The 12,908-nt window shown below is 71.5% G+C and carries 11 protein-coding genes, 3 tRNA genes and 1 pseudogene; 8 read left to right on the top strand and 7 right to left on the bottom strand.

The window, feature by feature from the left end:
• Positions 1-4: 4 nt before the first annotated feature.
• Positions 5-81: transfer RNA gene (locus ACXVGS_RS17500), tRNA-Phe, on the bottom strand.
• A gap of 537 nt (positions 82-618) precedes the next feature.
• Here ACXVGS_RS17500 and ACXVGS_RS17495 point away from each other — a divergent pair.
• On the top strand, positions 619-1,419 hold the full coding sequence (locus ACXVGS_RS17495) for a maleylpyruvate isomerase N-terminal domain-containing protein (RefSeq protein WP_458537246.1): 801 nt from the start codon (positions 619-621) through the stop codon (positions 1,417-1,419).
• Positions 1,420-1,434: 15 nt separating this feature from the next.
• Here ACXVGS_RS17495 and ACXVGS_RS17490 read toward each other — a convergent pair whose 3' ends face one another.
• The 5 genes from ACXVGS_RS17490 to ACXVGS_RS17470 form a co-directional block, all read right to left on the bottom strand.
• Positions 1,435-2,913 (bottom strand): flavin-containing monooxygenase, encoded by a 1,479-nt coding sequence (locus ACXVGS_RS17490; RefSeq protein ID WP_458529400.1) that lies wholly within the window; start codon positions 2,911-2,913, stop codon positions 1,435-1,437.
• A 220-nt stretch (positions 2,914-3,133) separates the two neighbouring features.
• Positions 3,134-3,207: transfer RNA gene (locus tag ACXVGS_RS17485), tRNA-Asp, on the bottom strand.
• Positions 3,208-3,229: 22 nt separating this feature from the next.
• A tRNA-Glu gene (locus ACXVGS_RS17480) sits at positions 3,230-3,302 on the bottom strand.
• Positions 3,303-3,445: 143 nt separating this feature from the next.
• Complete coding sequence (locus ACXVGS_RS17475; protein ID WP_458529401.1) at positions 3,446-4,480, bottom strand: PHP domain-containing protein; 1,035 nt, start codon at positions 4,478-4,480, stop codon at positions 3,446-3,448.
• Positions 4,481-4,507: 27 nt separating this feature from the next.
• Entirely contained in the window at positions 4,508-5,347 is an 840-nt protein-coding gene (locus ACXVGS_RS17470) for an oxidoreductase (protein ID WP_458529402.1), read from the bottom strand.
• Positions 5,348-5,486: 139 nt separating this feature from the next.
• Between ACXVGS_RS17470 and ACXVGS_RS17465 the strand changes: the two genes are divergently transcribed.
• The 6 genes from ACXVGS_RS17465 to ACXVGS_RS17440 all read left to right on the top strand — a co-directional run bounded on the left by ACXVGS_RS17465 (position 5,487) and on the right by ACXVGS_RS17440 (position 11,836).
• Complete coding sequence (locus tag ACXVGS_RS17465; protein ID WP_458534493.1) at positions 5,487-6,287, top strand: HAD family acid phosphatase; 801 nt, start codon at positions 5,487-5,489, stop codon at positions 6,285-6,287.
• Between the two features lie 142 nt (positions 6,288-6,429).
• On the top strand, positions 6,430-8,121 hold the full coding sequence (locus ACXVGS_RS17460; RefSeq protein WP_458537245.1) for a nitrite/sulfite reductase: 1,692 nt from the start codon (positions 6,430-6,432) through the stop codon (positions 8,119-8,121).
• The gene (locus tag ACXVGS_RS17455; protein ID WP_458529405.1) at positions 8,118-8,846 is read left to right on the top strand and encodes a phosphoadenylyl-sulfate reductase; all 729 of its coding nucleotides are present in this window, start codon (positions 8,118-8,120) and stop codon (positions 8,844-8,846) included. Before ACXVGS_RS17460 ends, ACXVGS_RS17455 begins: the two co-directional genes overlap by 4 nt.
• Positions 8,843-9,790 (top strand): sulfate adenylyltransferase subunit CysD, encoded by a 948-nt coding sequence (gene cysD, locus ACXVGS_RS17450; protein WP_458531812.1) that lies wholly within the window; start codon positions 8,843-8,845, stop codon positions 9,788-9,790. Before ACXVGS_RS17455 ends, cysD begins: the two co-directional genes overlap by 4 nt.
• Positions 9,790-11,112 carry a sulfate adenylyltransferase subunit 1 gene (locus ACXVGS_RS17445; protein WP_458534492.1) on the top strand — a complete coding sequence of 441 codons (1,323 nt, stop codon included), beginning with the start codon at positions 9,790-9,792 and terminating at the stop codon, positions 11,110-11,112. Before cysD ends, ACXVGS_RS17445 begins: the two co-directional genes overlap by 1 nt.
• 7 nt (positions 11,113-11,119) lie before the next feature.
• Complete coding sequence (locus tag ACXVGS_RS17440) at positions 11,120-11,836, top strand: sirohydrochlorin chelatase (protein ID WP_458534491.1); 717 nt, start codon at positions 11,120-11,122, stop codon at positions 11,834-11,836.
• Between the two features lie 14 nt (positions 11,837-11,850).
• Here the strand turns inward: ACXVGS_RS17440 and ACXVGS_RS17435 are convergent, their stop codons facing one another.
• On the bottom strand, positions 11,851-12,285 hold the full coding sequence (locus tag ACXVGS_RS17435) for a VOC family protein (protein WP_458529409.1): 435 nt from the start codon (positions 12,283-12,285) through the stop codon (positions 11,851-11,853).
• A 160-nt stretch (positions 12,286-12,445) separates the two neighbouring features.
• Here ACXVGS_RS17435 and ACXVGS_RS17430 point away from each other — a divergent pair.
• A pseudogene (locus tag ACXVGS_RS17430) lies at positions 12,446-12,908 on the top strand (hypothetical protein); the annotation flags it as partial.

Raw genomic sequence — 12,908 nt, 5'->3', positions numbered from 1 at the left:
TTGGTGGTGGCCAGGGGCGGGGTCGAACCGCCGACCTTCCGATTTTCAGTCGGACGCTCGTACCAACTGAGCTACCTGGCCGTGGGCAATGCATTCGCGGAGGCCCGAACCTGCGAGGGGATGCAGGGGAGCACGTCCGCGACGGCACGAGGATAGCCCATCCGCGGGGGTGCCGCCGACGCCGGGTGCGCCGGCTCCCGTCAGCCGCGGACAGCTCGGGACCGGCGGCGCCGGCCCGAGAAGGAGGCCACCAGCCGGGCGACCAGCGTGGCGAGGAACATCTGCCCGATCAGCGCCTCGAGCACGGCCACCGCCCACGATGGTGACCAGGGTGGGCAGCAGCACCAGCGAGAGCCAGAAGCTGCCCAGCACGTTCGAGGTCTGCTCGGAACCGAACAGGCGCGCCACCGCCACCGGGAGCGCGAGCACGAGCAGGGCTGCGGACGCCAGCTGGCCGCGGAGACGGCGCAGCACCGAGGAAGCCCACGCGACGACGAGCGCCCCGAGGTGGACCGCACCGGTCAGCACCCGCCCCAAGTCGGCGACCGAGATGGCGCCCGCTGTGTAGGCAAGGAAGATCGCTGTCCGGTTGCCGCAGGACGCTGATAGACAGCCGCGGTGGACACGACGCTGGGGTTCTCCGACCTGCTGCGGTTGATCGACGAACGGTCGACCGCCTTCCGCGCCGCGGTCGCCTCCGCGCCCAGCCTCGACATGCCGGTGCCGACCTGCTCCGAGTGGACGCTGTTCGACCTGGTGCAGCACCTGGGCGCGGGGCGCCGCCGCTGGGCCGCCACCATCGCCGCCGGGCCTGACGCCACGGCCAAGGTCGCACCGCAGGGCGACGTGGCCGCTCCTGGGGAGCGTGAAGCCCTCCTGGACTGGTTGGCCGCATCGACGCAGCAGCTGCTGGACGCACTGCGTGAGGCCGGTCCGGATCGCGGGTGCTGGACCGGCTGGGGTGCCTCGCAGTCGCCGCACACCTGCGGCGCCGTCGCCCGGCACCAGCTCCAGGAGATCGCGGTGCACACCTACGACGCCCAGAGCACCCTGGGCGGCCCGCAGCCGCTGCCGGTCGAGGTGGCCCTCGACGGCGTCGAGGAGTTCCTGTTCACCTGCAACGCGACGACGAGCGCCTGGCCGCACACGCCCACTGCCTTCGAGTACCACGCCACCGAGGGTTGCTCCTGGCGCCTCACGGTCGACGGCGACGGTGCACGATCCGCCCGCATCCCCGCGCCCGGCCCGACGCCCGCCACCGCAGCCGCCGGGGACCCCGACGCGGCCGGCGCCTCCGCGCGGGGGGCGGCCAGCGAGCTGGTCCTGGTGATGTACGACCGCATCCCCCTGGAGTCGGTCGAGCTCGACGGCGACCGACGCCTGTTCGACCTGCTGATCGCCTGGGAACCGGAGGAGTAGGCACCCGAGGGCGCGCTACCTGCTGCGGCGCACCAGCCGGCGGGTGACCGAGCGGTATGCCGCGGGGTTCAGTGGCAGCAGCCACTGCAGCGCGCGCGTGGCCCGGCCGACGTTCAGGCCGGTGTCGTCGAGCACCTCGTCGATGTTGTGCATCGAGAACGGGATGATGTTGGTCCCCCGGGCGTGGTGGCCACGGGTACGCTCCTGCATCCAGGCGAGCCGGCGCTCGACCTGGGCGCGGCGCTCCTCCAGCGGCGGGACCTCGTGCCCGCCGAGCAGCAGGTTGACGATCCAGACCGCGGCCATCTCCGCGCTGAGCGGGCTGAAGAACGAGGAGTTGTAGCCGGCGAAGAACAGCCGCGGCACGGTCAGCGGCTGGATCTGGCGCCACAGCTGGAAGTTGCCGTCCTGGTCGGTGATCCGGCGCTGGATGGCGGGGTCGAGGAAGGGCACCTCCTGGCGGAACCCGGTCCCGCAGACGACCAGGTCGGCCGGCATCAGGGTCCCGTCGCTCAGCTCGGCGTGCGGCCGGCCGTCCTTCTCCAGGAGCCGCTCGACGACCCGGTCGCGGTGCACCCGGATCACGCCGGCGCCGACCCGCTCGAAGAAGCCCTCGGTGGCCAGGGAGACCGTGCTGCGTGCGATGTCCTCGAACGAGCCGTGCGGCACCAGGCCGAGCTCCTGCAGGCCCAGCTGCGCCGTGGTGACCGCCTCGACGCTGCCGAGCATCCGCCGCCGCAGCCCGTTGCCCCGGCCGTGCAGGAACGCCTCGACGCCGGTCGGCTCGATCCAGCGGAAGAGTGCCTCACCCATCCGGGTCAGCATCAGGTACTTGTAGTTGAGGACGCCCTTGATCTTCGTGGGCATCTTCCACAGCAGCTCGCGGGCGACCACGGTCGTGCTCGCCGCGACGTCGCTCACCGGCACGGCGACGTCGCACGCCGACTTGCCGTAGCCGAGGACGACCACGTGCCGCCCGCGGGCCTCCTCGACGTCGTGCAGGTCGCTGGTGGTGACGATGCGACCACCGGCGGCCCGGAACTCCGCCGCCCCGGGCAGGGTCGGCGGCGCCGGGACAGAGAAGATCCCGTTGGCGACGACGAGCTGCTCGTAGGCCCCGGTCACCAGCGCCCCGTCGGAGTCGGAGGTGGTCACCTCCCAGCCGCTCTCGTCCGCCAGGAGCCGGGCGCCGATGACCTCGGTGCCCAGACGCAGGCACTCCTGCAGGTCGAACCGGCGCACATAGCCCTCGAGGTAGGCCTGGACCTGCTCGCCGTTCGGCCACTCCGGGAACGACCGCGGCATCGGGTGGTCGGAGAGCCGGTAGCTGCCCTTGTTGTTCTGCGTGCGCAGACCCGGGTAGCGGCGGGTGCTGCTCCACACCCCGCCCACGTCGGGAGCCGTGTCGAAGACGGTGACCTCGAAGCCGGACTGGCGCAGCACCTTGGCTGTGGCCAGACCGGCGAACCCGGCGCCGATGACCGCGACTGTCACGTTGACCTACCTCGGGGCAGACGGAGGGGGAGGGGCGACAAGCGCCGGAGGGTCAGGGCTCCAGGCCCCGCACGCCTGTCCGGTTTGTCGGGTTCGCCGACCATATCGTTGATGCGTCAAAGGCCGGACAACGATGCGGTATCGGCCGCGAAACCCTTGTCGGCAAACGAAAAGCGCCACTCCCTGAGGGGAGTGGCGCTGGACGCTCTGGCAAGAAGAGCGACCCCGACCGGGCTCGAACCGGCGACCTCCGCCGTGACAGGGCGGCGCGCTAACCAACTGCGCTACGGGGCCTTGATGATGCAAGGTTACTGCGTATCCCCAACGGGATTCGAACCCGTGCTACCGCCGTGAAAGGGCGGGGTCCTAGGCCGCTAGACGATGGGGACCTGGATCTTTCGACCTGTTCAGGACCCCCGCCGCTGTCGAGCGACCAGCTCGGATCCGTCGAGGACTCGGAAAGCATAGGGGAGGAATGCCCCGATCACCAAAATGGGTCGTTCCGCCCCGTCCCGAGCACGAAAACGCCTGCTCAAGGGCGTGCCCAGGCCAGCAGCCGGTCGACCTCCCACGTGTTGACGATGCGCTCGACCGGCACGCCGAGGCGCTGCGCGCGCTCACAGCCGTAGGCGAGGAAGTCCAGCTGCCCGGGCGCGTGGGCGTCGCTGTCGATGGAGAACAGGCAGCCGGCCTCGAGCGCCAGCGCCATCAGCTCGTCCGGGGGGTCGCGCCGCTCCGGGCGGGAGTTGATCTCCACCGCCACGTCGTGGGCGGCGCACGCCTCGAACACTGCCGCCGCGTCGAAGCTGCTCTGGTCGCGGGTGCCGCGCTCGCCCTCGACCAGGCGCCCGGTGCAGTGGCCCAGCACGTTGACCCGCGGGTTCGACACCGCCGCCACCATCCGGGTGGTCATCGGCCCGGCGTTCATCTTCAGCTTGGAGTGCACCGAGGCGACGACGACGTCCAGCTTGCCGAGCATCTCGGGGGTCTGGTCGAGCTCCCCGTCGTCGAGGATGTCGACCTCGATCCCCTTGAGCAGCCGGAACTGCCCGTCGAGGTGCTCGTTGACGGCCTCGATGACCCCGAGCTGCTTCGTCAGCCGTTCGACGGACAGGCCGTTGGCGACCTTGAGCCGCGGCGAGTGGTCGGTCAGCACGAGGTAGTCGTGGCCGAGCTCCATCGCCGTGACCACCATCTCCTCGATGGGCGACCCGCCGTCGGACCAGTCGGAGTGGCAGTGCAGGTCGCCGCGCAGCGCCGCCCGCACCTGCTCCCCACCGGTCGTCAGCGGGCCGGCAGCCTTGTCCTCCAAAGACTTCAGGTATGCCGGGACCTCACCTGCCAGCGCCTCCCGGATGACCGCCTCGGTCGCCGAGCCGATGCCGGGCAGGTCGGTCAGCGACCCCACCTCGGCGCGCTGGCGCAGCTCCTCGGCGTCGGTCGCCCGGACGGTGGCGGCGGCGCCGCGGAAGGCCTTGACGCGGTAGGTGCCGGCGCGGGAGCGCTCGAGCAGGAACGCGATCCGGCGCAACGCCTCGGCGGGCTCGAGGTCCGGGTGCTCAGCCATGCCCCGAAACTAGCCCAGGGCGCCGACTCAGAGCTTGAACTGGGCCCGGACGAAGGTGTCCCAGACGCGGTCGCCGCCGAGCTTGCGCAGCGCGATCATCGCCTTCGCCGCCGGTGTCACGACGTAGCGGGTGCGCGGACGGTCGGCCTCGACCGCCTTCAGCACGACCTTGGCCACGGAGTCCGGCCCGACCGCCAGTCGCGTCGAGTAGTTCTCGGTGGTGGCCTTCCCGCTCTTGGCGAGCAGCTCGGCATACGCGCTCTGGTCGGAGGTGAGCCCGGCGTCGGAGGCGATCCCCTCGTTGACGCGCCCCTCGAAGCCGGTGCGGATCAGCCCCGGCTCGACCACGACGACGTCGATCCCGAACGGCTTGACCTCCACCCGCAGGGCGTCGCTGATGGCCTCCACGGCGTACTTGCTCGCGTGGTAGTAGCCGCCGACGGGGAAGACGATGCGCCCGCCCATGGAGCTGATGTTGACCACGCGGCCGCGGCCGGCCCGGCGCATCCCCGGCAGCACCAGCTGGGTCAGCCGGGAAAGGCCGAAGACGTTGGTCTCGAACATCGTCCGCACGCGGGCCAGGTCGGTCTCCTCGACCGGGCCGTACTCGCCGTAGCCGGCGTTGTTGACGAGCGTGCCGACGCTGCCGTGCTCGTCCTCGACGGCCTTGACCGCCGCGGCCATCGACTCCTCGTCGGTCACGTCCAGGGCCAGGATGCGCGCCCCGGCGATCTCAAGGTCCGCCAGCGTCTCGGGGCGCCGGGCGGTGGCGTAGACGGTGTGGCCGGCGCGCACCAGCATCAGCGCGGTGGCCTCGCCGATGCCGGACGAGCAGCCGGTGATGAGGACGGGGTCGGGGGAGGTCATGGGGCTCAGTCTGCGGCACCCTCCCGTGGGCCCGACAAGGATGTATGCCGACTTGTCACCTTTACGTGGTGCGGGACCTTCGTCCCGGTGCGAAACTCGGCCGGTTGGGCCCGTCGGGCCCGGTCAGGAAAGGTTGCCCATGAAGCTCCACCGCACCGCGCCGGTCGTCACCGGCGTCGCCGTCGCGCTCACCGGCCTGCTCTCCGGGGGGATCCTCACCGCCTCGGCCCACGACGGCCCCAGGGCCTCGTCGAGCCACGTCGCCACGCATGGCGACAGCATCCCCAACGTCACCGTGGTCGAGAACCAGATCAAGGCCTACTACGGCGACACGGTCAACGCCGAGGACGGGCTGCACTACCCCTCCTCGACCGGCAACTACGCCAATGAGATGGCACACATCACCGCCGCGGCCAAGGGCTACCTCAAGGGCCAGGCGTCGCGTAAGCACTCGGGCAAGCCGGCGCTGGTGTTCGACGTCGACGACACGACGCTCAACACCTACAACTACGAGATCTCCTCCACCTTCGCCTACAACCCGACGACCAACGCCGACTTCGTCAACAACGCGAAGTTCCCGGCCGTCTTCGGGATGCCGGCCCTGGTCAACTGGGCCAACGACAACGGCTACACCGTCTTCTTCCTGACCGGCCGCCCGGTCACCCAGCGCGACGGCACTGTGGCCAACCTGGCCAAGGTCGGCTACACCGCGTCGGCTGACGTGGACCACCTGTACCTCAAGGACAAGGTCAACCCGCCGGCCTACCTGCCCTGCGGCGCGGCGTGCACGACGACCGAGTACAAGTCGGGCACCCGCAAGCACATCGAGTCCCTGGGCTACGACATCGTCGCCAACTTCGGCGACCAGTGGTCCGACCTCAACGGCGGCTACGCCGACAAGACCTTCAAGGTGCCGAACCCGATGTACTACCTGCCCTGACCGGGGGCCGATGACGTCGCGGCCGGGACCCACTGAGCGGGGTCCCGGCCGCGGCATTTCCTACCACTTTCGTCGGATTTGGGCATCCCGGATCGTGACACGGATTCATTAGCCCACGTTGGGTCATGGCAAACTTTTGGTTATGACTCTCACCGCTGACCGGGCGACCCGTGCCCGCGAGACCACCGGCGGCAAGGGCCAGTGGGCCCTCGGCGAGACCGAACCCCTCAACGCCAACGAGCGGTTCAAGCGCGAGGACGACGCCCTCAACGTGCGGGCCCGCATCGAGCAGACCTACAGCAAGCAGGGCTTTGCCAGCATCCCGACCGAGGACCTGCACGGCCGGTTCCGCTGGTGGGGGCTCTACACCCAACGCAAGCAGGGCCTCGACGGCCGGCAGACCGGCCACCTCGAGCCGCACGAGCTCGAGGACGAGTACTTCATGCTCCGCGTCCGGGTCGACGGCGGCGCCCTGACCACCGGGCAGCTGCGCGCGATCGGCGAGGTGTCCCGCGACTACGCCCGGGACAGTGCCGACATCACCGACCGGCAGAACATCCAGCTGCACTGGGTGCGGGTCGAGGACGTCCCCGCCATCTGGGAGCGCCTCGAGGGCGTCGGCCTGCTGACCACCGAGGCCTGCGGCGACTGCCCGCGCGTGGTACTCGGCTCCCCGGTGGCCGGCATCAGCAAGGACGAGCTGCTCGACCCCACCTGGGCGATCGAGGAGATCCAGCGCCGCTACGTCGGCAACCCCGACTTCTCCAACCTGCCGCGCAAGTTCAAGTCCGCGATCACCGGCATGCTCACCAACGACGTGGTGCACGAGATCAACGACATCTCCTTCGTCGGCGTGCGGCACCCCGAGCTCGGCCCCGGCTTCGACCTCTGGGTCGGCGGCGGCCTGTCGACCAACCCACGCCTGGCCGAGTGCCTCGGTGTCTTCGTCCGCGAGGAGGAGGTCCCCGACGTCTGGGCCGGGGTCACCTCGATCTTCCGGGACTACGGCTACCGCCGGCTACGGCACAAGGCCCGGCTGAAGTTCCTGCTCGCCGACTGGGGCCCGGAGAAGTTCCGCGAGGTCCTCGAGCAGGAGTACCTCGGCCGCGTGCTGCCCGACGGGCCCGCGCCGGAGCCGACGCCCGACCGTGGCGACCACGTCGGCGCGCACGAGCAGAAGGACGGCAAGTTCTACGTCGGGGTCGCCCCGACCGTGGGCCGGGTCTCCGGCACCCTGCTGCTTGAGCTCGCCGACCTCGTGGAGTCCTACGGCTCGCAGCGCGTCCGGCTCACCCCGCACCAGAAGCTGCTCGTGCTCGACGTGCCCCGGCGCCGGGTCAACACGCTGACCCGCAAGCTGGCCGCGCTCGGGCTGGAGGCCAACCCCTCGGTCTTCCGCCGGCACACCATGGCCTGCACGGGCATCGAGTTCTGCAAGCTGGCCTACGTCGACACCAAGGGCATGGCCACCCGCACCATCGGCGTGCTCGAGGAGCGCCTCGCCGACGTCATCGACGAGATCGACGTCCCGCTGAGCATCCACGTCAACGGCTGCCCCAACTCCTGCGCCCGCATCCAGGTCGCCGACATCGGCCTCAAGGGCCAGCTGGTCAAGGACGCCGACGGCGAGGAGGTCGAGGGCTTCCAGGTCCACCTCGGCGGCACGCTCGGCCTCGACGCCGGCTTCGGTCGCAAGGTCCGCGGCCTGAAGACGACCGCGGCGGAGGCACCGGCATACATCGAGCGGGTGGTGCGCAACTTCGTCAAGGACCGGGAGCCCGGGGAGCGGTTCGCGACCTGGGCGCTGCGCGCGGATGAGGAGCTGCTCGTATGACCACCCCCACGACCACTGCCCTGGACTGGTCGGCCCTGACCCCGGCCGAGCGGGACGAGGCGATCGCGGAGGCAAACGAGCGGCTCGAAGGTGCCCCGGCGGCCGAGGTGGTCCGGTGGGCCGTCGAGCAGTTCGGGGACGACCTCCTCGTGGCCTCCTCGATGCAGGACACGATCCTGCCGCACCTGTTCTCCGCGGCGTTGCCGGGCGTCAAGGTGCTGTTCCTGCAGACCGGCTACCACTTTGCGGAGACGTTGCAGACGCGGGACGAGGCTGCGCGCCGGCTGCCGATCACGGTCGTCGAGGCGCTGCCCCGCCAGAGCGTGGCCGAGCAGGACGAGGAGTACGGCGAGAAGCTGCATGACCGCGACCCCAACCTGTGCTGCTTCCTGCGCAAGGTCGAGCCGCTCGCGCGGGCCCTGGAGGGCCACGCCGCGTGGGTGACCGGCGTGCGCCGGGTGGACGCCCCGACCCGGGCGGGCACCCCGGTCGTCTCCTGGGACGACAAGCACGACCTGGTCAAGGTCAACCCCCTGGTGGCCTGGACCGACGACGACGTCGAGGCCTACCAGGCCGAGCACGACCTGCCACGCAACCCGCTGGTGGCGCAGGGCTACCCGTCGATCGGGTGCGGACCATGCACCCACAAGGTGGCTCCGGGGGCCGACCCACGGTCCGGACGCTGGAGCGGCAAGGACAAGACCGAGTGCGGGATCCACACATGAGCCAGACACAGACCCAGGACGAGACCGCCCGCCGTGCCGGGTCGGGGCGGCTCGCCCTTGACCACCTCGACGCGCTCGAGTCCGAGGCCGTCCACATCATCCGCGAGGTCGTCGCCGAGTTCGAGCGGCCGGTGCTGCTCTTCTCCGGCGGCAAGGACTCCGTCCTCATGCTGCACCTGGCGGCCAAGGCGTTCTGGCCCTCGCCGGTGCCGTTCCCGGTGCTGCACGTCGACACCGGCCACAACTTCCCCGAGGTGCTGGAGTACCGCGACCGCACGGTCGAGCGGCTCGGCGTGCGCCTCGAGGTGGCCCGGGTGCAGGACTACATCGACGACGGCCGGCTGGCCGAGCGCACCGACGGCACCCGCAACCCGCTGCAGACCCAGCCGCTGCTCGACGCCATCGCCGACCACCGCTTCGACGCGGTCTTCGGCGGTGGGCGCCGCGACGAGGAGAAGGCCCGGGCCAAGGAGCGCGTGTTCAGCCTGCGCGACGAGTTCGGCGCCTGGGACCCGCGCAACCAGCGCCCCGAGCTGTGGAACCTCTACAACGGCCGCCACCGCCCCGGCGAGCACGTGCGGGTCTTCCCGCTGTCCAACTGGACCGAGCTGGATGTGTGGCGCTACATCGCCCGCGAGGCCATCGAGCTGCCGCCGCTGTACTACGCGCACGAGCGCGAGGTGTTCCACCGCGACGGCATGTGGCTCGCGGTGGGGCCCTACTCGCTGCCCCGCGAGCACGAGACGGTGGTGACCAGGCAGGTGCGCTACCGCACGGTCGGCGACATGTCCTGCACCGGCGCGGTGGAGTCCGACGCCACCCACGTCGGCGACGTCGTGGTCGAGGTCGCCGCGTCCCGGCTGACTGAGCGCGGCGCGACCCGGGCCGACGACCGGATCTCCGAGGCCGCCATGGAGGACCGCAAGAAGGAGGGCTACTTCTGATGACCGCCCAGCCCACCCTGCTGCGCCTGGCCACCGCCGGCTCGGTCGACGACGGCAAGTCCACCCTCGTGGGCCGGCTGCTGCACGACTCCAAGTCGGTCCTGGCCGACCAGCTCGACGCGGTCGAGCGCGTCTCCCGCGACCGGGGCCTGGCCACCGCCGACCTCGCGCTGCTCACCGACGGCCTGCGCGCCGAGCGGGAGCAGGGCATCACCATCGACGTGGCCTACCGCTACTTCGCCACCGCCGAGCGCTCGTTCATCCTGGCCGACTGCCCCGGGCACGTGCAGTACACCCGCAACACGGTCACCGGGGCCTCGACCGCCGACGCCGTGGTGCTGCTGGTCGACGCCCGCAAGGGCGTGCTCGAGCAGACCCGCCGGCACCTGGCCGTCGCGGCGCTGCTGCGCGTGCCCCACGTGATCGTCGCGGTCAACAAGATCGACCTCGTCGGCTTCGACGGGGACGTGTTCACCCGGGTGCGCGACCAGCTCGCCGACGTGGCCCGCGAGCTCGGCCTGCCCGACGTGCGCGCCATCCCGGTCTCCGCCCTCGAGGGCGACAACGTGGTCGACCGGTCCTCGCGCACCGACTGGTACGACGGGCCGAGCCTGCTGGAGGTCCTGGAGACCCTGCCGGTGGCCGACGACCCGGCCGCGGAGGAGTTCCGCTTCCCCGTCCAGGTCGTGCTGCGCCCCCAGGGCGCCGCGCGCGACGAGGCCCAGCGGGAGTACCGCGGGTATGCCGGGCAGGTCGCGTCCGGGGTCGTCCGGGTCGGCGACGAGGTGACCGTCCTGCCCAGCGGCCGGCGCACCCGGGTGGTCGGCATCGACGCCCCGCACCTCGGCGGCCCGGGCCGGGAGCTCGACCAGGCGTTCGCGCCGATGTCGGTGGCGCTGCGCCTGGCCGACGAGGTCGACGTCGCCCGCGGCGACGTCATCGCGGCGGCGGCGTCCGCGCCCGAGCCCACCCGCGACCTGGTCGCCACCGTCTGCTGGCTCTCCGACGTGCCGCTGAGCAAGCGCGGCCGGGTGCTGCTCAAGCACACGACGCGCACCACGCGCGCCATCGTCGGCTCCGTCGACGGGGTGCTCGACCTCGACCAGGTCAAGGTCGTCGATGCCGAGGACCTCGGGCTCAACGACATCGGCCGCATCCGGCTGCGCACCGCCGACCCGGTGGTGGCCGAGCCCTACAGCACCAGCCGCCGCACCGGCGCGTTCCTGCTCATCGACCCGCAGTCCGGGGCCACGCTGGCCGCCGGCATGGTCGGCGACCCGCTGGCCGGGGAGAGCCGGCACGACGACGAGTGGGACATCTGAGGCGACCATGGGCCCAGCCGTCCTGTTGCTCTCCCACGGGAGCCGAGACCCACGCGCGGCGTTCGTCGTCGGCGAGCTCGTCGCCGCGGTCCGCCGGCGCACCGGGGTCGAGGTGCGCGCCTGCCACCTCGACTTCACCGAGCCGACCCCGGACGTGGCGCTGCAGGACCTGGCCACCGCCGGCCACGACGACATCCGCCTCGTGCCGCTGCTGTTCACCCCCGGCCACCACCTGGGCACGGACGTGCCCACCGCCGTCGCCGCCAGCGGGGTCACCGGCATCGCCGACGTGGGCATCGCGCCCGGCCTGGTCACCGACGACCCGCGCGACCGGGCGCTCCTGCTGCGCGCGCTCACCGACCGGCTCGCCGAGGCCGGCGCCGACGTGGTCGACGGGCTGGTCCTGGCCGCGGCGGGGTCGAGCCACGAGCCGGCCCGGGACGTGGTCTCCGGCCTGGCCCGCGACCTCGGTGAGCTGCACGGCATACCGGCGGTGGCGGCGTTCGCCTCCGCGCACGGGCCGCGCGTGGATGAGGCGCTGGAGGCGCTGCGCGCCGACGGGTGCGCCCGGCCGGCGGTGGCTTCGCTGTTCGTCGCGCCGGGACGGCTGCCGGACGCGGTGACCGCCCGGGCCGGTCAGGTGCCGGTGGCCGACCCGCTGGGCGTCACACCGGCGTTCGTCGACCTGCTGCTGCGCCACGCCGGGGTGCCGGCCGTCGTCTGACTGGTGACGCGGCCTCAGTCGAGACAGAACTCGTTGCCCTCGATGTCCTGCATCACGAGGCACGACTCGTTGAACTCGTCGGCCTGCAGGAGTCGCACGCGCACGGCGCCGAGCGCGACCAGTCGTGAGCACTCGGCCTCGAGTGCGGCCAGGCGCTCGTCACCCACGAGCCCGGTGCCGACCCGCACGTCGAGGTGCAGCCGGTTCTTGACGACCTTGCCCTCGGGGACGCGCTGGAAGAACAGCCGCGGGCCCACACCTGAGGGATCCACGCAGGCGAACGCTGACCCCTGGCGCTCAGGCGGCAGCGCGCGATCGACGTCGTCCCACGTGGCGAAGCCCTCCGGCGGTGGCGGCACGACATACCCCAGCACCTCGCACCAGAAGCGCGCCACGCGCTCGGGCGCCGCGCAGTCGAAGGTGACCTGGACCTGCCTGACCGATGCCATGCGCGCCACCATAGAGGCGGGCCTCAGCCATCGTCCGCGAATTTCACGGTGCCGCGAGACATGGGTCCCGGACGCGTCGCGGCCGCCTGATCGGGGATCTTGACGCGATCTTGACGGCGGACGGTCAGGGGGGCCGATAGCGTCGACCTACGCTCGACTGGTGGAGACGGGAACGCTCGAGACAGACGCGCGGACGGTCACCGAGGCCCCGGCCCCGCAGGCACTCCGGGTGGGCGTGGACCTGCCGGAGAAGCTGAGCTACCGCGCCAAGCGCGCGCTCCTCGGCCCGCCGCTGACCACCGACCAGCTCGCTCACGAGCGGCTCTCGAAGAAGCTCGCCCTCGGGGTGCTGGCCAGCGACTGCATCTCCTCCTCGGCATACGGCTCCGAGGAGATCCTGCTCGTGCTGCTGCCGGTCTTCGGCATCGCCGCCTACGCGTTGCTCCTGCCGATGACGCTGGTCGTCCTCGCGGTGCTGCTGCTGGTGACGCTGACCTACCGGCAGGTCGTGACGACCTACACCAAGGCCGGTGGCTCCTACGTCGTCGCGCGGGAGAACTTCGGCCCGCTGGTGGCGCAGGTCGGCGCCGTCGCGCTGATGCTCGACTACATCGTCACCGTGG

This window comes from Oryzihumus sp., assembly GCF_054325275.1.
This window is presented reverse-complemented; position numbering and strand designations above follow the sequence as displayed.

What these genes read in the sequence shown, in the direction of transcription:
- ACXVGS_RS17475 (WP_458529401.1), bottom strand. Translation starts at nt 4,480, where the DNA reads ATGGCTGAGCACCCGGACCTCGAGCCCGCCGAGGCGTTGCGCCGGATC.
- ACXVGS_RS17470 (WP_458529402.1), bottom strand. Translation starts at nt 5,347, where the DNA reads ATGACCTCCCCCGACCCCGTCCTCATCACCGGCTGCTCGTCCGGCATC.
- ACXVGS_RS17465 (WP_458534493.1), top strand. Translation starts at nt 5,487, where the DNA reads ATGAAGCTCCACCGCACCGCGCCGGTCGTCACCGGCGTCGCCGTCGCG.
- ACXVGS_RS17460 (WP_458537245.1), top strand. Translation starts at nt 6,430, where the DNA reads ATGACTCTCACCGCTGACCGGGCGACCCGTGCCCGCGAGACCACCGGC.
- ACXVGS_RS17455 (WP_458529405.1), top strand. Translation starts at nt 8,118, where the DNA reads ATGACCACCCCCACGACCACTGCCCTGGACTGGTCGGCCCTGACCCCG.
- cysD (WP_458531812.1), top strand. Translation starts at nt 8,843, where the DNA reads ATGAGCCAGACACAGACCCAGGACGAGACCGCCCGCCGTGCCGGGTCG.
- ACXVGS_RS17445 (WP_458534492.1), top strand. Translation starts at nt 9,790, where the DNA reads ATGACCGCCCAGCCCACCCTGCTGCGCCTGGCCACCGCCGGCTCGGTC.
- ACXVGS_RS17440 (WP_458534491.1), top strand. Translation starts at nt 11,120, where the DNA reads ATGGGCCCAGCCGTCCTGTTGCTCTCCCACGGGAGCCGAGACCCACGC.
- ACXVGS_RS17435 (WP_458529409.1), bottom strand. Translation starts at nt 12,285, where the DNA reads ATGGCATCGGTCAGGCAGGTCCAGGTCACCTTCGACTGCGCGGCGCCC.